We start from the raw sequence: 20,108 nt of genomic DNA, 5'->3' as shown, positions 1-20,108 counted from the left end.
AGCTCACGTTTCCGCAAGTTATCCCGGTCTTACGGGCAGGTTGCCTACGTGTTACTCACCCGTCCGCCGCTAAGCCAGAGCCTTCCAAAGGAAGGCTAAGCTCCGCTCGACTTGCATGTATTAGGCACGCCGCCAGCGTTCGTCCTGAGCCAGGATCAAACTCTCCGAAAAATTCCCCCAAAAAGTGAAGCGATGCTTCGTAGCGAAGTCCGTCCGCACCCTTACAGGGTCGGCGTCTAAACCTTCCTCTAATCGCGGTCGATCTTCCTGACTTTGCTTCGAAAAAGGTTTATACATTACTTTTCGGGGACCCCCGGATCAAAACCGGAGTTCCAAAGAGCGATTAGCTCATTAATTCGTTCATTCATTGACGTGGATACGGTCCGAAAACCGTATACGCACTGGCTTCATTCATTTCACTCGTTGTTCAGTTTTCAAAGGGCAATGCTTGTTTGTCGCTTTTTGTCGTAGCTTGTCTTATCGAAAGCGACCTTTTTATCATAGCACATCTGAAATTACTTTGCAAGCTCTTTTTAAAAATTTAAAACTGGATCTGCTGGAAACCCGGACCAGTACGTCCTGGTGCTTCCGTATCATTTAACATCCAGCTTGTTGATTCTTGATCTGTGCTGAGCACAAAACATTTGAGCAGCGAAAACTAATGTATCACAGAACGGGCAGCCCGTCAACACACTTTTACATAATGCGGTTCACTTCGACAATAGATCGTTCCTTTTCCCACGCCTTATTGATTTATAACGATATCCATAAAAAGACGAATAAGGGGAACTTAATCCCCTACATTCGTCTAAATGATCAAGGTTAATTCGGCTGCTTTTGGTAAGTGCCTTTAACAAATTGATACGTCCAATCGTACAGTTCGCGAACACGGGGATCACTGCTGCGGGAGCTGTGCAGAAGAGCATCCACCCCTTGGTAATAGGCCTTGAACGCCCCGTTCATATATCCGTAATCTACCCCGCCGTTCAAATAATCTATATAGAGGTTCCGAAAAGATTCATCCTCGTTCATGCGTTCATCCGTTTCTATCTCTATGCCGAGTCCGTGATGCTGGGCCAGATAGGCTGCAGCCTCCACCCGAATCCGATCCATCCCGTCAAAATAATGATTCGGCTGAAGCGCAGTCGCATCAAAACCGAGGCTGCGCGCTGCAAAATTATAATTGGCGCCATAATACGGTATCCAGAAAAACTTCTGCTTCCTCTCATGAACAAGGTCTCTCGTATACTTGAGCAGATCTGCATCCGAAGTCTTGCCGCTGGCGACACTTTCCGCGAGCCAGTACATGCCGACCAGCTCCAGACGGTCATAATTCCCCTTCTGCCACCGCTCCTTAACCTGATTCATATACCAGTCGATAGCCTTGACGCGATTAGCGTAAGCAGCTTCTTCGCCTACTTCTTCCGGCACGAAGCTTTCAGATACACCATCGCCGTCGATATCGCCGAAATCGGAAATGGTTTCATCCGGATTAGGAATCATAATCACCACTTTGACTTTATGGCGGGCATCGCCAAGCTGATCCCCCGCCTCCTTAACCGCCTCATTCAACTGGTTTAATTCCCCATCCTCTTTAAAGGTCTTGTCCAGGTACCATTTCCAATCTTCCAGAAGAGCCGAGTAACCGAAATCCCGTTGATAATCCGGCGTTCGGAGCCCCAGCAGCAAAACCCCATCATACATCCAGTCTTGCGGCACTCCGTTCTCGTCTACATAACTGATATATGGAATGATATTTTCTTTCTTCCAGTTTCCGCGATTCTGATCATACTGCCCGTTATACATCAGGATCATATTGCGAATGCCTGCCGTATCCTTGCCAGGTTTCAAATAATCAGGAGAAACCGGTTTCAATTTGAAAGCTTTATCGGCCTTGCCGTCCACTCCCCAAATCTCTATTTCGTCCATGAAAACCCAAATCTGCGCCGTTACCGCAATTTTTACATAGCGCGCATAGATCATCTTGGCATTCTTGGACGGATGAGGAACGCCATCCTGCTCTCCATCCCAAACGTAGTCATGACCGGAGGGCGGCTTCTCCGTCCATAACGGGACCGCTGAATTCATATGCTTGACCGGGGCCCAATTCTGTCCGTCTTCCGATACATAATAAGAAACGATGTTGGGAGTATAGATTCCCGCGCTGTTATTATACAGATAGTGCGACTGAATACGCCCGATGGATTTGTTCTCGCCCAAATCGATCGTAATTTCCCAGGGTTTGCCGCGCAAGAAAGCGATCCAATTCCCATCTGTATAGGAATTGATATCCCCATACTTCCCATCCGTCAGCTTATGGCCGTTATCCGGATAGTTTTCATGCGGAGCCTCCGAATAGGTGTAAGTTGCCTCTCCCGCCAAATTTCTCATGGCCTCCGGTTCTTTAGCCTCCGCATACGCCAAGTGGCAGGTGGACATAAGAATGACAAACGTCATAATGAAGCCTGTCCATTTCCTTCGTTTCCTAGTCATTAATACAACTCCTTTCATTGATCAATTTTCGACGCCAAAAGCTGGCTGCTGCCCTGCTGCAGAAATTCCCGCAGAAAGCTATGTAGCACGGTATCTTTTCCAGCTTATCACCAAGTGTATCAGCCGCAGTGACAGCACCTTTTGAATATCGTTCACAAAATTTGTAGAATTGTCCAAATGAAATCGAACTGGTCTGCTTCCTTTTTTCTAATGGTTGCCACAGCCGTAAATTCGCCGATTATAGCCATTTTCAAAATCTAACGGTTGCGAGCGACCTTATTTGGCCTTTTTCCATAGCCTGGAGATGAAAATCGCGCAAATAGCGGTGATGACAACCATTAGAATTTCAGGTCGGCCATTTTGGAGGAAATAGCAGCGGTAGCAACCGTTAGACCTACAGAATTCGCAAAAGATCGCGGTTTATCCGATAGTACGGAATCGCTGTCGCGGTTTTTCCGCCTGCTGCCATCAGTTTGCTGCTCAAATAAAAAAAAGGCTCCTGACGAAGCCCTTTCGAAGAGAATAACCCCGGTATTAGCGGAAGCTTTTTTATGCCAATGAGAAAGTTGTTCCATTTTAATACTTGAACTTAAACTTAAAAAAAGGGCGCATATCGCACCCTTAGAAACCCTTAGAAACTGCTATTTTTTTATGTGAAAAGGACTCGCGTTTTACTCCCCGCCCATAAGTGCATAGCGCAATATAATCAGAATGGCGAGAATCCACATCAGCCAGTGAATTTTATGCTTACCTTTGCCCGCAACCAGCGCCAGCACGACATAGGCTACAATTCCGAGCGAAATTCCGTTCGCAATACTGTTCGTGAAAGGCATGAATACGATAGTGAAGAACGCCGGGATAGCGACTACGAAATCTTGGAAATCGATCTCTTTAACAGACTGCATCATTAGTAATCCGACGATAATAAGAGCAGCCGCAGTAGCCGATCCGGGAATCAAGGCGACGACAGGCGCCAAGAACAGTGCGAGCAAGAAGCAGATTCCGGTGGATACCGCCGTCAAGCCGGTTCTTCCGCCTTGCGCTATTCCTGCAGAGCTTTCCACGAAGGCGGTCGTTGTGCTTGTTCCGAGCATAGCCCCTCCGCTAACGGCAAATGCGTCCACGAGCATCGCTTTGCCGACCCGCTTGCGTCCTTCCTCCGGATTTTTCATAATGCCGGCCCGGTTCGCGGTTCCTACCAGAGTACCGAAGGTATCGAACATTTCAACAAATGTAAAAGTAAGAATGACCGAAACAATACCTACATTTAAAATTCCGGCGAAATCAAACTGGAAAAATTCCAGATATCCGAAATTAGGAAGCCATGGAGTTTGCGGATTGTTGAGCGTCGAAAAGTCGACTTGGCCCATCAGCATCCCAATGATGGTTGTACCCAAAATACCGAACAAAATAGCCCCTCTTACTTTCAGAACCATAAGCAGTGAAATTAACAGGAGGCCGATCAGTACAAGCTGAACATTCGGATCCTTCATACTTCCCATATGAAAGACCGTTTCAAAGGATAGAAGATCGGTATAAGTTCCTTTGGGTACATCGTTCAGTGTTTCTACAGATACGGAAAGAAGTCCGCTGTTCTTAGCGCCGATCAATGTAATAAACAGGCCGATACCAACAGTAATCGCATGCTTGATAGAATCAGGCACGGCAACCAGAAGAAGCTGGCGCACCTTTGTAATCGTCAGAACGATAAAGATGATCCCGGAAAGAAAAACAGCCGTTAATGCCATTTGCCAGGTCATCGCCCCGTTGGAGGACAGAATGACGGTAGCAAAATAAGCGTTTAGCCCCATGCCCGGAGCAAGAGCCACCGGAAAATTAACGAACAATCCCATGGCAATGGTGAATATCCCGCCCGCCAAAGCCGTCGCGAGAAACACCGAATACCATTCCATGCCCGTTGCGGAGAGAATATTCGGATTGACCGCCAAAATATACGCCATCGTCATGAAGGTCGTGATGCCTGCCATAATCTCCGTTCTTACGTTAGTGCCGTTCTGTTTCAGTTTGAAAAAACGGTCCATTGCTTGAGACTCCTCCCAGAATTATGGTTAGAACAACAAAAAAACCTAAGGCAGTCATGACCTTAGGCTTCGTAAAAAAGCAGAAAAACAATCTGACTAAACAAACCGCTCGTTTACCCGTGATTGCTTTCCATGCATTTTCGTAGCCAGATCATTTACGGTGACCTCGTAGAAACTCTCGGGCCAATTCCCGAGATTATACGAAAAAGCTTATATTCAACACCTTCATTTTAGTTATGGTTATCGTTCTTGTCAACCACAAATCCGAACATTAGAAATAATTTTCAAAACGATGTTCGTAATACGGTCCCGAAATTTCCATTATATTCAAGTTGCCCTTGTGCAATTGGTTGAAAAATGTTGGTTTCGGTGTTTTTATACGTTCCTCACACGAATATTCTTCTTTCAGCGCAGCAGCCGGCTCGAGATATTGGTGATGAAAAGGTTTCAACGGCTTCCCTTCTTAGACCCGACGATGATTACCCTTTGTTTTATTGCAGATTACCTTGCCTATTCGAAAGGGAGATGGAGAGAAGAAAAGAAAATAAACCAACCAAGGTAATAAACCCTGCAAACCAGCTTAGTGAGGTATAGGAATAATGATTGCTAATGATTAATCCTCCCATTGCCGACCCTAGGGCAATACCTAATTGCATGAAAGATGTATTAACCGCAATAATCATATCCGCTAATTTTGGAGCCAAAGATCTCAGATAGGTTTGATTCGCGGGAGTCGTCGCCCAGCCGGAAGCACTCCATGCCATCATGGTCAGAAATAAAAAGATAGGATATTCCCCAACCAGCGGGAGTAAAAACAATGTGAGTGTCCTACTGCCTATCGTTACTAATAACGTCTTCTTGACGCCCCACTTGTCTACGCTATAACCACCTATATAACTTCCTAGAATACCAAATATGCCCAAAACAAAGAATGCTACCGTAATTTCTTCCATATTAAAACCGGCCAGATTATGCAGAAAAGGCGTGAAATACGTATACAGAGAAAATTGGCCGATAAATATTAACGCACTCACCATCTGCCCCGTTACCATTGCGGGTTTCCGTAAGATAGAAAACTGTGTTTTTAGCGATACTGGTTCCTCTCCTTTTACCTTTTGAGTAAATAGCCAGATTCCTAGCACAGGAAGAAGAGTAACAAGCGCCACAAAAATGAACGTCATTCTCCATCCGAATGTTTCTCCTACAACTGTCCCTAAAGGTACCCCTAAAACCAATGAAGAGCTAAATCCCATAACCGTTGTTCCGATTGCTTTCCCTGCTTTTGCGGGAGGGACTAGTTTGGCGGCAAATGCAATGGAAGACACGCTAAATATCCCGGCACTAATTGCAGCAATAATTCTTGAGATCATAAGAAAGATATAATTCGGACTAATGGCCGCAATGACGTTACTAAGGATAAAAACGAATAACGAGAGTAATAACAGCTTTTTCCTCTCTATGCGGGAGGTTAACGTAATGAGAATAGGTGTACCTATTGCGTAAATGACAGCATAAATAGTCACGAGCTGTCCAGCGGTTGCGACCGAAACACCGAGATCAACGGATATCAGTTTCAAGACTCCGGCAAAAACTAATTCAACTTCCCAACAACAAACATCCCTATAGCGAGCATCCAAATACCCAGACTCGTCTTAGAATCAATCCTTTTGTTGTTTTCCACAATATCACTCCTTTTTTTGACCATTCGGTCTAATATGTATATAAAAAAATCCTGTAAAAGGATATTATAGACTGTTCGGTCTAAAAATCATAAAAAGAAAGGGTCATAGGTTAGTCTAAGACCGAGAGTGTAATTTTAACAATATCATTTAAAACAACGGGATTCGAAGTGGATTTAGATGCAATAAACAAACTATATCGAGCATTGTTCAAGAATCGCGCAAGTGCCATTAGATCATTGTGCCGCTCACCTAATTCACCTTCTTGTTGTGCGCGGATTAATGCCCGATAAAATGCGGACACTTCATGTTCCATGTTAGTTTCAACCAATCTTGAAATTTCCTGGTCATGTGGCGCAAGTTCTACCGCCGTATTTATCATAAAGCATCCTTTTTTTCGTTCTTCATCAACGAGAAATTTTACTAAATCGTAGAAAACAACCGTGATCGATTCCTTTGGCGAGTCATATCTTTCAAGCGCGTCATTTAGAAAAGTTAACTTCTGATCCGCATAATGTTTTAAAGAGGCTAAAAATAAGTCGTGTTTATTTCCATAGGTATCATACATACTTTGCTTTGCAATTCCCAAATGTTTCAGTAGTTCTTGAAGGGAAGTGCCCTTATAGCCCCGATACCAAAAGACTTCCAACGCTTTACTAAGAACCTCTGCTTTATCAAATTCTTTATGTCGTGCCATGTGCCTCTCCCCCCTTTCTTTTAAAAGAATAACATTTTCGGAACGAATGGTCAAAAATATATGAACCTTTTCCCTCCTTCTAAACGACCACCTGTAATTTGGATCCACGCAGTTTTATTTATTGACAAATTTTAGTTATTTAAGATACTATTTAAACATAAATATTTAAAAAGTTGAGCCGATCTCCGGCAACTAAACCTTACTGCGAGCAACTCGCGCACTTTATATCTTAATGTCAATGTTGGGTAGTGATGAACATTATGGCGATATTGTTATGTATTAACAAGTGTCCCCCCTTATTTGGAAGCATTACATGCTAATCTAAATAAAGGAGGATGCTTGTAACGTGAACAGGAATCGATCGATGGTTATGATCTCTATTTTTGTCGCTACTTTTTTAGCGGCTGCAGAGTCATCGATTGTTACAACGGCCATGCCTAAAATTGTTGCTTCCCTTCAGGGCATCGAGCTTATGAATGGGGTATTTACGGTTTATTTGCTGGCCTCTACCGTTACTGTATTGATTTTCGGCAAGCTGTCTGATTTGTACGGGAGGAAGCTTATTTTCGCCGTTGGCGCAGCTATTTTCTTGATCGGTTCCGCTCTGTGCGGACTAGCCCAGACGATGGAGCAATTGATTGCATTTCGGCTTGTTCAAGGAATCGGAGCCGGTGCTATTTTGCCGGTCACACAGACCATCATTGCGGATATTTATCCCTCGGAAGATAAACGGGCTCAGATGATTGGGCTTACGGCTTTCGTTTGGGGAGGAGCGGGTGTGATTGGGCCTCTGCTCGGCGGCTTCTTCGTCGATTATGTCTCCTGGCATTGGATTTTCTTTTTCAATATTCCGTTTGGTCTGGCGGCTATCCTTCTCATGGTAATGTTTCTACAAGAAAAGACGGAGAAAAGCAAAAAAACAATTGATTACTGGGGCATCATTACCTTCTCATTAAGCATGCTATCTTTATTATATGCTGTTCAGAAGGGTGGAGAGGGGCATTGGCTATCGGGGCCGGTCCTTTGGTGTATAGCCGCTTTCGTCGTGTTGATGGGGTTATTTTTATGGATAGAGACGAAAGCAAAGGAACCAATCTTGCCCCTGCATATGTTTCGGGAGCTTAAAATCGTGTCGGCCAACTTCCTTCAATTTCTCGTGAATGCGATCATGATGGGGACGTTAGTGTATATGCCGATGTGGTTCCAGGGGGGAATGGGAACGGGAGCGATGGAAGCGGGACTTATGCTCGCTCCCTTAGCGATTCTCTGGGCATTCGGTTCCTATCTTTGCGGTAAAATACTTGTGCAGCAAGGGATAAGAGTGACCTCGTTCACAGGCAATATGATTCTGGTTCTGTGCGGAGTGTCGCTGGCGGCCATGCAATTAACGAGCGGTACGTACGGCTTTTACTTGATTTCCGCATTGCTCGGCATTAGTTTCGGTATCACCGTGACCTTATATACCGTTGTCGTTCAATCCGCAGTCGATTCTTCCTTAAGCGGAGTGGCCACAGCGACCAATTCGCTGTTTCGTTCATTAGGACAAATGTTGGGGGCTTCCATGTTCGGAAGCTACTTTAACTCCCGGATTGTTCATCACATGGCGAACGATAACTTGGAAAATGCGGATATCAATCAAATGAACAAATTGATCAACGCATCAGGCACCGATCAGCTTCCCCCTTCGACGCTTTCGCAATTACAGCATATTCTTGCTTCCGGCATCCATGATGTTTTTATCGTGTTTCTGGGGTTAGCCATAGTATGTGTGTTAGCAACGCTGGTATTGCCAAAATCCAAGCAAAGCAAAGCGGATAGTGTAACCAAGCCCCAATAGGCAGTTTCGTAGGAGGTCAACCTGGGTTAGATTGCAGGTTGACCCTTTTTATTGAAAATTCTAAAATCCATTGGTAAACAGAGTTGATCCAAGGTATATTGAATGTACAAAGAACCTCTCTTTCTGGGTAATGGTTGGGCGTACTTCCATTTACCAAAGGGGGGTTCTTTTTGTTTGACGAAATAAAAAAGAGGGTCGTCCCTCAGTCATCTATGATGACTGAGGGACACCCTCCTTATCCTCTTACGGAATTTTGGCGGAGCTTTAATTGTTTTTCCGTTCTAAGTCCCACCCAAAAATGGCAGCCAATTCAGCGTTTCACTTCAAATGCACTTAGTGAATTACTCCCACTCAATCGTAGCCGGCGGCTTGGATGTAATATCGTACACAACGCGGTTGACGTTCTCGACTTCATTGACAATCCGGTTGGAAATTCTTTCGAGCACATCAAACGGAATCCGCGCCCAATCAGCCGTCATTCCATCGATCGAGGTAACCGCCCGAACTCCGACCGTGTACGAGTAAGTGCGGGCATCGCCCATCACGCCGACGCTCTTCATATTCGGCAATGCGGTGAAATACTGCCAAATTTCCCTATCGAGACCGGATTTGGCAATTTCATCTCGCAGTACCGCATCCGATTCGCGAACAATCTTGAGCTTCTCCTCCGTCACTTCGCCGAGAACGCGAATGGCCAGTCCCGGTCCCGGGAAAGGCTGGCGCCATACGATCGCTGAAGGAAGACCGCACTCTTCCCCGACCTTGCGCACCTCATCCTTAAACAAAGCCTTCAAGGGCTCGACCAGCTTGAACTTCATCTTTTCGGGAAGTCCGCCTACGTTATGATGCGATTTGATCGTCTGAGCCGTGGCGGTTCCGCTCTCGATAATATCCGTATAGAGCGTTCCCTGAGCCAGAAATTCGAAGTCGTCGAAGCGAGCCGATTCTTCCTCGAACACCCGGATAAATTCCGTTCCGATTATTTTCCGCTTCTGCTCCGGATCCTCGACGCCCCGTAATTTGTTCAGGAACCGTTCGCTGGCATCGATTTTGACGACCTTCATATCGAATTTGCCGACGAATGTCTCCATGACATCTTCCGCTTCCCCTTTACGGAGAAGTCCATGGTCGATAAACATACAGGTCAACTGATCTCCGATCGCTCTATGGACCAGCATGGCCACAACCGAAGAATCCACTCCGCCGCTTAATGCACAAAGGACCTTGCCGCTGCCCACCTGCCGACGGATATCCTGGACCGTTTCTTCAATGAACGATTCCATGCTCCAGTTGCCTTCACAACCGCAAATGTTATACAGGAAGTTGCGAATCATCTCATTTCCGTATACCGAATGGCGAACCTCGGGATGGAATTGCACGGCGTACATATTTTTGCCCGGGTGGCTGATTGCGGCAATCGGCGCGTGCTCGGTCTTCGCTTCAATGATAAATCCTTCCGGGAGCTCGACGACCATATCCCCGTGGCTCATCCAGACGACTTGCTTGCAATCCAGATTATGCATCAATGCGCTGTCCGCGCGAAACTCCACCTCGGCCTTGCCATACTCGCGCTTCTCCGCACGCTGTACCTTACCGCCCATCTGATGAGCCATCAGCTGCATGCCGTAGCAGATTCCGAGCATCGGAATGCCCAAGTCATAAATGGCCGGGTCCACATGCGGGGCCTTCTCTTCGTACACGCTGGAGGGTCCGCCGGAAAAAACGATTCCTTTAGGAGCCAGCTCCTTGATTTTGTGCACGGGTGTATTGAATGGCAGCAATTCGCTGTATACACCCAGATCGCGAATCCTTCTCGCAATCAACTGATTGTATTGACCACCAAAGTCCAGCACCACAATCATTTCATTCGGTTTATTCATCCCGTACCTACCCTTTATCAGTATTGTCAAACCGGCCTGTAAAACCGGCTTGTCCTCTTCATAATGAAGTTAATTATATAGGACTTAAAAGAGGGGCGTCAAGAATGGCGCAGGAGAGCCAGCGCCTAAGCTTCTATGGGGCAAATGGGAGAAGCGGTTTCTTTTGTTTGGAGCAATTAATTTATGCATTACATCCGGCGCAATTCCGGTATTGTCCTGAAAGACCAGCAAAAGTGCATGTCTTTCGGCGGACATCCGGCAAATTCTTAAAAAGACGAGCAAATCTGCAGGTCAATCCCCGTCAAACGTGGAAAATCGGAAAATCCGCAAAATCGCCAAATTCAACTGCACTTTTGCATGTGATTTGCTGATTTTAGCTAAAATCGTTCCGAAGACCTGCATTTTTGTCGGTCCTTGCTTGTTCATGCTTTTGCAATCGCGCGAGACTCCCGGCGTTCGGTGTTCGGCGTCGCATGACGGTGCTCAACCTATTGCGGATTCTTGTCACTAAAACTCACCCGGGATTAAATCATCCTGATTGAGGGGATAGCAGCCAAATGGACGCAAAAGAGGAGCCCTCGGCAGCGAGGCCCCTCTATGCAAACGACGGTTTATGAATGTTTAGGCAAGGATGTGACCGTAGCGGTCATCGTCATTGGGGACGGATCCCTTGCCTAGCCTCCTTCGATACAAACCGCAGCACCGATTCAACTTTTGGTCTCATCATCCAGTGTGTTCTTCAAGTGTTTGAACGACTATCTTGTAAGGCTTTGACCTGCCATGTCACTCTCGGCCAGTAATGGTGCTGCCAACCGGGTGATCAGACCCTCATCTGCTGCGGCCACCCCACTGCAAGCTTCGTCAGAGCAGCAAGATTACCGAATCGTCCGGATCTCTTTCTGCTCGATCGCCTTCTGGAGCTGACGGCGAATGCGGGTAAGCTGCTCGCGGGAAGGCAGATTCGCATATGGCCCCCCAAACCGGGCGTTCTCATAGAGCTTGGCCCATTCGGCCAGCAAACCGGCTGATTGCTCGTTAGCAAATTGCAGCGATCGGATATATTCCCGCAGAGTATGGTTAGAGGGCCTCTTTCCCAATGAGCGGTAGAGCATCATCCAGATTTTGTCCATGCTGTGCATCAATTCGCGGTCCCCATACCGCCTCGTAGGTGACCAGGCAAGCCTGCTCCGCCTTCTCCCTCTCCAGCGTACGATAGCAATGGCGGCGAGCAGGAGCATAAGCACCAGGCCGATGATTACGAAAAGCGGCCCGGGTTTAGCTCCGGGGAGCATGCGCATGACCCCTTCCATTCCGCCGCTAAACCATTCCGACAGCGCCTTCGCTCCTTGACGGACCGCACTCAGCAGCTTGTTTTCCTCAGCGCGCTGCTGCAGCGGCCTGTCCTCCTCAGCAACGGTTCCGGATTGAGTCCCCTCTTCACCGGAACCCCCCGATTGAAGGCTCTCCCCGCCTATACTTGAGGCCTCGAGCCCAGTCTCCTCCAACATGCCCCATTCCGCCGGCTCCTGTTCCCCGATGAGCCCCGAACCTGCTCCGTAACGGCCGTCGGGCGAGCCTGCTGCGCCGCCTGCGGCTCCGTCATATCCAGGTGTCGGCTCGAACGGCACCCACCCATAGCCCGGAAAATACACTTCCGGCCAGGAATGAGCATGCAGATTGCGGACCGTTGCTTCATAGCGAAGGCCGGCTTGCCCGGTCGAACTTGAAGCCGCTTCTCCCGAAGCGGTGGTGCTCCCAACAGTCTCCGCATCCACGAGTCGGAGCTCTCCCGGAGCGAAGCCTTTGGCCCAACGGGCCGGGACACCCGCTGCCCGCAGCAAAACGACCATGGATGTGGAGAAGTAGTCGCAATATCCGGTCCGATGCCCGAATAGGAACGAATCGACGAAATCGCCCGGCCCCGGCGGAGGAGCCCCTTCCAGGCTGTAGGTAAAATTGGTTTTCAAATAGGTCTCGATCCGTTTAGCCCGTTCATAATCGTTGGCCGCATCCTTCGTCAATTGCTCCGCCAAATCTCTCACCCTCTGCGGAAGAGACTCAGGAAGCTGCCAGTACTGCTCGCCTACCTGCCGCCTATCGGGCGAACCCGCCGCAGACAGTCTTTCCGCCCGGGTTTCCGGCAAGGCCACCTTGATCTTGTAGGAGAGCAGAGGATGCGGGCTGTCCGCAGACACAGCATCGGATAACGGGTGATAGGCAGTCTGTTCGACCGCCAGTGCGCCGCCGTCCGCTGCCTTAAGCTCCTCCACGGCAATAATCTGCCCCCCTGCAAAAAGCAGGTTCCCCGGCGCCCCGTCGAAGAACAGCGCCTCCTGCGTTATAACCCGCTGGCCCTGTGGCGGCTCGGGAAGGGCATCGCCGATGGCAGCGGCTTCCTCCGGCGGGATTCCGGGCGGCAAGGGCGCTGCTCCGTTAGCGAAGGAGGCCTCCTGCCCGGTGACGCCGGACGACGACCCGTCCCCGGCGCCGCCCAACGGGCGGGCCTCCGCCTCGCTGACGGACAGCGACCACCCGCGCCCGTCGTACACGTCCCGCGTCTCGCCGCGCCAGTAGGTGGGCTCGTCCGTCCGCGCGACGAAGGCGACGCCGTTGTCGGGCGTCACGGGCCCGCCGAGCGCCGTGTCGCCCGGCGGGTAGCCCGTCCGCGCGGCGACGGCAACGGCGGCGCGGCTGCGGTCCGCTCCCTGCCGGTTCGGAGCCCATGCCGCCAGCTCGGCCAACCGGCCGGTGACGAATTGCTCCGCGGCCAAGCGGTATTCCGGAAGCTGTAAAGCTTCGGATACCGGCTTGCCGAGGGAGGCACCGGCCAGGCCGGCCAGCAGGCTGGCTCCGATCAGCAGCAGGGAGCCGGCGGACCAGGCGGCCCGCCAACCGCTGCCGCCGTCTTCGGCGGCGTATTGCCGCCTCAGTTGCCGCCTCAGGCGGGGGATGCGGTTGGCCGCAGCCAGGGCCAGGCCCGCCGCCGTCGACCGCAGCAGAGCCGCCTCGGCCTCGACCGCGAACCAGGCGTCCAGCGCCAGCAAATAGAGGACTGTGGCCGCCAGCAGCCACAGAACTCGCTTCTTGACCAGAAGCAGCGATTGGACGGCTTCCGCCAGCAGCGCGAAGCTGGCAAGCAGCCATAAGGTTCGCGTCGGCGCGCTGACGGCCTCCCAGCTTCCATTCCAAATGGAGGACAGATCGCTCCATAAGGTCTCGCCATAGGCCGACAGCCAGCCGCCTAACGGAAATTGGGCCGGATAATACAGCAGCCCCAGCCAGGTGACGGCGATGGCGGCTTTCAATATCCAGGCCAACGCGCCGGGCAGCCGCAGCAGATCCAGCAGCAGGAAGGCGGCTACAGCCGCGATCAGAGGAGCGGCGGAAGGAATCATGCGCCCTCCGTAAATTTGGGAGAGCGGCAGCAGCCATTCTCTTAGCAGAACAAAGAGAAGCAGGGTCGATGCGGCATCCGCCATCCATCCCCGGACGGATGAGCCGGCATCGGCTTGCAGCGGTCGGTGAGGTTGGCCGGGAACCTTGACCCCGTATGATCTATGCTCCGTCGGAGCAGACAGCAATCCATTCATCTGCGTTTCCCTCCCCTTCCGCTCGAGCCATCGGCTTGTGCCTTGCCTTGCAGCGGTCCGTGAGGATGGGCTGGCACGTTGACCCCGAATGATCTATGCTCCGTCGGAGCAGACAGCAATCCATTCATCTGCGTTTCCCTCCCCTTCCGCTCGAGCCATCGGGACATCCTGCAGCACTTCGCAGCCCAGCGCCCTTAATGCCGGGATCCAGCTCCGGCTTCCGGATGCATCGAGTGAGGGCACGTACAGCAAGGACAGCCTCCTCCGGTTGGAACGAACCTGTTTTATACTATGCACCAGCCGTTCATCTATCCGGGAGGTGATCACGTAAATATGCAGCTCCCCCCGGAGGCTCAAGCCGTGAAAAAGCAGGTCATCCGCCAGCACATAGCCTGTCCCCGATTCTAGCGTGGCCAATTGTTCATATATCCTGGCAGGATCGTTGGCTTCCGGAAATAGAGGGCCGGCATCCGGCCCGCCAACGAAGAGGCCGGCCTCCCGCCCTGTTCGCCCGGCTTCCTTAATTAGCCCCGCTGCCAAGGAAACTCTTCTTTCCCAGACAAGATTAAGCTGTCCGGGCTCCGTACCGTCCGGATGGCGATCCAGGAAGATGGCCAGCCGTCCCGTCCGACCGGCTTCGCTCTCCCGCGTTTTTAACGTGCCACTGCGCGCCGTCGCCTTCCAATGAATCCGGTTGAGAGGATCTCCCGGCTCATAATCGCGCACCATCCCGGTCCACCCTTCCCCGGAAGGAAGAGCAAGGCCTACAGGACTATCCGCATCCGCGAATACCTGGCTCTGTCTAAGCGGGATGAAGGCCGGAGCAGGGTAAACCGTCAGCAGGGCGCTCTCAGCGGAATATTTTCTGGTGTCGGCCAGACCGAACAGATCTCCCGAGATCGCCTCCACCCTCTCAAAACGATATATCCCCCTGTTTAACCCATGAATGGTATAGGTGCAGGATGCCTGATTCTGAAACCAGGGGAACAACAGTCTGGCGGCGGAATACGTTTGCCCGGTGGACAGATGGGTCCATTGATCCCTAATGAGCAGCCAGGGCAGCGGCAGGAAGGCGCTCCGGCTCAATATAAGATTTATTGTCGCCTTCTCTCCCGCCATCACATGGCTTTCCTCTATATGCCGCTCTATCCTGCAGCGGCGCAAAGCAAAAAGCGAGCTCCCCCATGCATACAGCACAAGCATACCAAGAATGATCAGGGCGAGCATGGAGGCCCTCTCGGCGCCTGCCGCCAGCAGGACAAATAAGGCGGCCGCGAGACACACGATCAGAAATATTCTGCGGCCGTTCATTGCGCTCTCCCCCTGGCAGAGCCCGTAGGATAGTCGCCGGGAATGTTCTTCCACTCCACCAACTGCTCCAGGATCCGCTCCGCATTCTTGCCGGCCATTCTGGCCTCCGGGGTTAACCAAAGCCGGTGAGCCAGCGTAATGGAAGCCACCGCTTTGATGTCGTCTGGAACGACATACCCCCTGCCTTGAATAAGCGCTCTCGCCTGAGCCGTATGCATAAGAGCCAAGGAAGCCCGGGGGCTGGCTCCGAGCTCAAAGTCCGGATGCTTCCGGGTGGCATTAATCAGCTCGACGATATAATGCTTCAAGGAATCATCGACATGAACGGAACGCACTCTCTTCTGCAGAGAGTTCAGTTCTTCTTTGAGAAGGACGGTTTTCACATAATCGGCCGGATGCCTCTCGTGGCTTCGTCCCAGCATCTCGACCTCATGCGAAGGGTCCGGATAGCCAAGCCGGATCCGGATCAGAAAACGGTCCAACTGCGCCTCGGGCAGCCGATAGGTTCCTTCGTATTCTATCGGATTCTGGGTAGCCAATAGAATAAAAGGAGACGGCAGCTCGTAAGTTACCCCGTCAACGGTGACGCGCTTCTCCTCCATGGCCTCCAGCAAGGCCGCCTGCGTCTTGGCCGGTGTCCGGTTTAATTCATCGGCCAGCACAATGTTGGCAAACAAAGGCCCCGGGCGAAATTCAAATTCATTCGTACCGCGGTTGAACAGCGAAACTCCCGTAATATCGGACGGGAGCATATCCGGCGTAAACTGAATCCGCTTGAAGCTGCAATCCATCGTTTGGGCCAAGGCCCGGACCAGCGTCGTCTTGCCCACGCCCGGGACGTCCTCCAGCAAGACATGGCCGCCGCACAAAATGGCGATAAGCGCCTGCTCGACAACCTCTCTTTTGCCCAGCACCGCTCTTTCCACATTGGACAAGATTCTCTCAATCCACTCTTCCGGCCGATCAAAGAGATATGAACTATTTATCGATATAGACATGGATGGTCATCCTCCTTCAGGAAAAGGACATATAATTCTAGCATGGCCATCCTATCTATGTTTTAGACCTGATAGACTTGGATATCGTAAGAGGTTATTTGCGAAATGCTATATTTGGACCGGCAGGCTGGCGGACCGGCTTTGGCTCAGAGCTTGCTTTGGGATAGAGAAGCATCCGGAGACCTCTTCCATGGAAAGCCTAGAGACTTGTTGGATTCTATATGAACAGTTCTATCGTCCGGCTCCAACGAATAATCGACAATCCGGTAATCGAACAGCTCCGCCATCATCCGCAAGCCGACATAGATTTCCCCATCGATCCGTTGAACATCGGCCATATGGTAAACCTTGCTTTCAGACAGATTTGTCCAGCGGATGATGCCTCCGTTCGGATCAATGGCCGCCTCACGCAGGCCAGAGCGGATGACGGCTTCGCCGGTTACTTCGTCCCACTCCAGCTCGGCATCCCAGCTTGCGGCCAGCTCGGTTAAAGGCACAGCAAACCGGCCGTTGTCAAATTGATACTGACCGGAATTCAACACCACGGGCTCTCCATCCCATGTAATGGTCAGCGGAAGCGACTCCGACTCTTGCCGTTTATCATGCGCATAATCTTTATCAATCAAACCGGATTCGGCCTGTTGGTTTCCGGCCTGTTCCTGTTCCGAATGGGCAGACGCAACAACCTTGGAATTGTGCTCTCTAACCTGGCCCAATTGACGGACGAATTGGTCATACCCGGTATTCCTTTTCCACTTCAGAGGTCCTATCCGAAACTGAACCGGCTGGTTCTCTTCCGTCAGCGAGGCGAAAGTATAGCCTTGTTCCTTGTAATAGGCAATAATTTCGGGAAGCGCCTTGACGGTTTCCTCATGCCCTTTGCCATCATGCATAAGGACAATCAATTCGGAATGAAGCGGACTTTGTTTGACATTCGCCACGATTTCGGCAGCGGGCACCCCCCTGCGCTTGGAATCGCCGCTGTCAACGTTCCAATCCACCACCTGATAACCGGCTTCCTGCAGGTAGTAATAGTAAAATGCATCGAAATTCGTATACGTTCCCCCCGGGGCGCGAAGCAAGGAGGGGCGCTGCCCGGTCAGCTCCTGCAAAATCCGTTCGGTATCCACCGTCTGCTCCCAGAAGGCGTCAAAATTGTTATAAAGCTCTTTATAGACATGGTTATAGGTATGATTTCCAAGGCTATGCCCTTCCTCTACTATTCTAGCAACCGTGTCCGGATAACGTTCAGCCATCTGGCCCAGCACGAAGAAGGTCGCCGAAATCCCCTCTGCCTTCAGCAGGTCCAATACCTGCGGAGTAAGACCGCTCGGACCGTCGTCGAACGTCAAATAAACCGTCGGCCGGGCGGAGGGCTCCGGCGGCAACGGTTGATGTTCTTTATATCCTTGAAGCAGCCGGGAATACAGCTCGGCCAGTTCCCCGTCTCCGGCAGCAGCTTCGGCCTTGCCGCTGAAGGCCAAGACCGGCACAAGCAGCAAGACGGCCGCAAGACAGGCCAGCCGAACGGCAGCCCGAAGCAATAACTGATTCCAATAAACAAGATGAGTCATGAAATCCCTCCGCCCGGTTCTATCATTGATCAATCTGATAGAGTATATGGAGTCGGATAGGACAATATGACTAACAGGGGTTATAACTACAGCGAAAATAAGCTTATGATGCACGACTAATCCGGATTTGTTTTGCCATCATTTGGCGAAGCCCGGGCTTGGCCGGCCTTATGCCCTGCCTTCTTCCAACCCCAGTTCCGCGTTCCCCTTAAGCAATTCACCTTGCAAAGAGGCGATGGGAACGTCGCTCACTGCACAATGCCGGTGCGCTGCGATGGCGGCGGCTGCCCCCGCGGCTTGCCCAATCGCCATACAGCTTGGAGTTAATCGGGTCGTAGCCTGAGCTTCATGTGTTGTTGAAATGCATCGGCCGGCCAGCAGCAGGTTCTCGACCTGCATCGGCACGATGGAGCGGTAGGGAATATCATAAGCGCCGCCCTCTCTGATGAAGTTCGCAGTGACCCCTTTGCCTTCCGGGTTATGAATGTCGATCGGGTATCCGCTTCTTGCGATGACGTCGTCGAAACGCCGTCCATCGAGCACATCCACGCCTTGAAGGACGTATTCGCCAATAATTCTTCTCGTTTCGCGAATCCCTACCTGTGTCCCCGTAGCGGTGACTACAGCGTCCGCAAATCCGGGCACATACTCCCGGAAGAAGGACTCCAGCAGGAGGACCTGCTTTCTTCCCTCCATCTCGGCTTCCGTCAAGTCTTCGACATTCGTCGGATCCAGACCCGAAATCCGGGAAACGTTGACGAGCACCTCATCCTTCCCCGGACCCGTGAAAAACAGCAAGCCTTCCCTCGGTATGGGCAAATCGGCTTTCTTCCATTGGCTGTAAAACCCCATGACGCCGGTCAACGGCAGATGATCCAGTTCTTGAATCAGAGACTTCTCATAAAACTCCTCCGGATGAGCCTGCATATATTGCTTGACCTCGTCGATCCGGACACCTTTCATGCGGAATTTCATCGTCATGGGCTGCACCCGCTGCCGCTCGTCCCCTTGTTCCCACGGCGCCCCGGCCAAATAAGCGACATCCGCGTCACCGGTCGCATCTATATATACCTTGGAGCGGATGGTGTGCTTCCCGCTTTTGTTATGCAGTTGGACGCCCAGAATGCGCCCGTCGGAAACTTCAACATCCGTTACCATCGAATGAAGAAGAAGCTTGACCCCCGCTTCCTTCAGCATTTCAAAGACCAGAAATTTATACACTTCCGGATGATATGGCGTTAAAGTGTGGACAAAGCCGATCGTATCCCGCAAATGCCCCGGTGAAGCGTTCAGGCTTACCAACCGGTCCACCACCTCCTGGGCAATGCCGCGTATCACTTGCTTGCCCGTTGAAGTATGAAAGGTCATCCACGGATAGACCATCGCCATCGTGGACATACCTCCCAAAAATCCGTACCTCTCCGCCAAAATCGTTTTGGCTCCGCTGCGTGCGGCAGCCAATGCCGCGGCAATCCCGGCCGGCCCTCCTCCAAGCACCGCCACATCATACCTGTCATCGTTCCCGTACATTTCCCTACCCTCTCCTTTTTAAATGGAAGTTTGCAATTTGTCCTGTGGTCCAAAAATTATCCTTCTCTAATGGCTCGGAATCCAAGCACTTCACTCGCCCGGTTTGGGCACCCGAGTGCTCAATTATTGGTCGTATAGCTTCGGTCTGGGAGCGCTCCCAGTTTTCTGATATAGTCATATTATTCCTGTTCATATCGGGAAAGTCAATGATAATATTAAGCATGAGCTTTACTTGCCGGTCCTTGGAGAGGATTTCAAAACGGTTCATGGAAGCTCTCCAACTGCTTATAAGTGCATCTGAAGTGGTGGGGAGTGTCCGAATGGTTAAGGGGCTAAATAGGCATTGGGGTCTACCTTGAAAATCCGTTTATTTTACCGTCTGCAGGCATCGTTGCAAGCCGAGCGGCACATCTAACTGTATTTTGTACAGGTAGATTCAAGCGAATGGGCGAAAATGATCAAACTAACTGGATAAAC

The 20,108-nt window shown here is 50.9% G+C and carries 12 protein-coding genes, 1 rRNA gene and 1 riboswitch; of the genes, 1 reads left to right on the top strand and 12 read right to left on the bottom strand.

The genetic code is table 11. The annotated features are described in order from the left end of the window. The 5 genes from FS806_RS22835 to FS806_RS22815 form a co-directional block, all read right to left on the bottom strand. Positions 1-171: ribosomal RNA gene (locus tag FS806_RS22835) — 16S ribosomal RNA — on the bottom strand; the annotation flags it as partial. Between the two features lie 651 nt (positions 172-822). Beyond that, entirely contained in the window at positions 823-2,493 is a 1,671-nt protein-coding gene (locus FS806_RS22830) for a DUF4855 domain-containing protein (protein WP_186328502.1), read from the bottom strand. Between the two features lie 671 nt (positions 2,494-3,164). Next, on the bottom strand, positions 3,165-4,535 hold the full coding sequence (locus FS806_RS22825; RefSeq protein ID WP_144941306.1) for an NCS2 family permease: 1,371 nt from the start codon (positions 4,533-4,535) through the stop codon (positions 3,165-3,167). Positions 4,536-4,658: 123 nt separating this feature from the next. Then, positions 4,659-4,759, bottom strand: a riboswitch (purine riboswitch). 267 nt (positions 4,760-5,026) lie between these two features. Then, positions 5,027-6,172, bottom strand: a complete 1,146-nt coding sequence (locus FS806_RS22820) for an MFS transporter (RefSeq protein ID WP_144941304.1) — start codon at positions 6,170-6,172, stop codon at positions 5,027-5,029. A gap of 154 nt (positions 6,173-6,326) precedes the next feature. Further along, a complete protein-coding gene (locus FS806_RS22815) occupies positions 6,327-6,911 on the bottom strand; it encodes a TetR/AcrR family transcriptional regulator (protein ID WP_144941303.1) in 585 nt (194 codons plus the stop codon). A 346-nt stretch (positions 6,912-7,257) separates the two neighbouring features. On the opposite strand from FS806_RS22815, the gene FS806_RS22810 reads away from it, so the two are divergent. Next, the gene (locus tag FS806_RS22810; RefSeq protein WP_260982228.1) at positions 7,258-8,748 is read left to right on the top strand and encodes an MDR family MFS transporter; all 1,491 of its coding nucleotides are present in this window, start codon (positions 7,258-7,260) and stop codon (positions 8,746-8,748) included. 341 nt (positions 8,749-9,089) lie between these two features. On the opposite strand, the gene guaA is transcribed toward FS806_RS22810, so the two are convergent. The 7 genes from guaA to FS806_RS22780 all read right to left on the bottom strand — a co-directional run bounded on the left by guaA (position 9,090) and on the right by FS806_RS22780 (position 19,631). Beyond that, entirely contained in the window at positions 9,090-10,628 is a 1,539-nt protein-coding gene (gene guaA, locus FS806_RS22805; protein WP_144941301.1) for a glutamine-hydrolyzing GMP synthase, read from the bottom strand. Between the two features lie 291 nt (positions 10,629-10,919). Continuing rightward, positions 10,920-11,054 carry a hypothetical protein gene (locus FS806_RS26895; RefSeq protein ID WP_260982227.1) on the bottom strand — a complete coding sequence of 45 codons (135 nt, stop codon included), beginning with the start codon at positions 11,052-11,054 and terminating at the stop codon, positions 10,920-10,922. A gap of 449 nt (positions 11,055-11,503) precedes the next feature. Further along, positions 11,504-14,218, bottom strand: a complete 2,715-nt coding sequence (locus tag FS806_RS22800) for a transglutaminase-like domain-containing protein (protein ID WP_144941299.1) — start codon at positions 14,216-14,218, stop codon at positions 11,504-11,506. 93 nt (positions 14,219-14,311) lie between these two features. Then, entirely contained in the window at positions 14,312-15,529 is a 1,218-nt protein-coding gene (locus tag FS806_RS22795; RefSeq protein WP_144941297.1) for a DUF58 domain-containing protein, read from the bottom strand. Further along, the gene (locus tag FS806_RS22790; protein ID WP_144941295.1) at positions 15,526-16,527 is read right to left on the bottom strand and encodes an AAA family ATPase; all 1,002 of its coding nucleotides are present in this window, start codon (positions 16,525-16,527) and stop codon (positions 15,526-15,528) included. The genes FS806_RS22795 and FS806_RS22790 overlap by 4 nt, the downstream gene beginning before the upstream one ends. A gap of 146 nt (positions 16,528-16,673) precedes the next feature. Beyond that, positions 16,674-18,101, bottom strand: a complete 1,428-nt coding sequence (locus FS806_RS25950) for a polysaccharide deacetylase family protein (RefSeq protein WP_186328501.1) — start codon at positions 18,099-18,101, stop codon at positions 16,674-16,676. A 168-nt stretch (positions 18,102-18,269) separates the two neighbouring features. Next, positions 18,270-19,631 carry an FAD-dependent oxidoreductase gene (locus tag FS806_RS22780; protein WP_144941293.1) on the bottom strand — a complete coding sequence of 454 codons (1,362 nt, stop codon included), beginning with the start codon at positions 19,629-19,631 and terminating at the stop codon, positions 18,270-18,272. Positions 19,632-20,108: the final 477 nt, after the last annotated feature.

It is taken from the genome of Paenibacillus sp. 32O-W, from assembly GCF_007679495.1.
GTDB classification, from domain to species: Bacteria; Bacillota; Bacilli; order Paenibacillales; family NBRC-103111; genus Paenibacillus_L; species Paenibacillus_L residui.
Note: the sequence above shows the minus strand (reverse complement) of the source record. Positions and strands in the feature narration are given on the sequence as shown.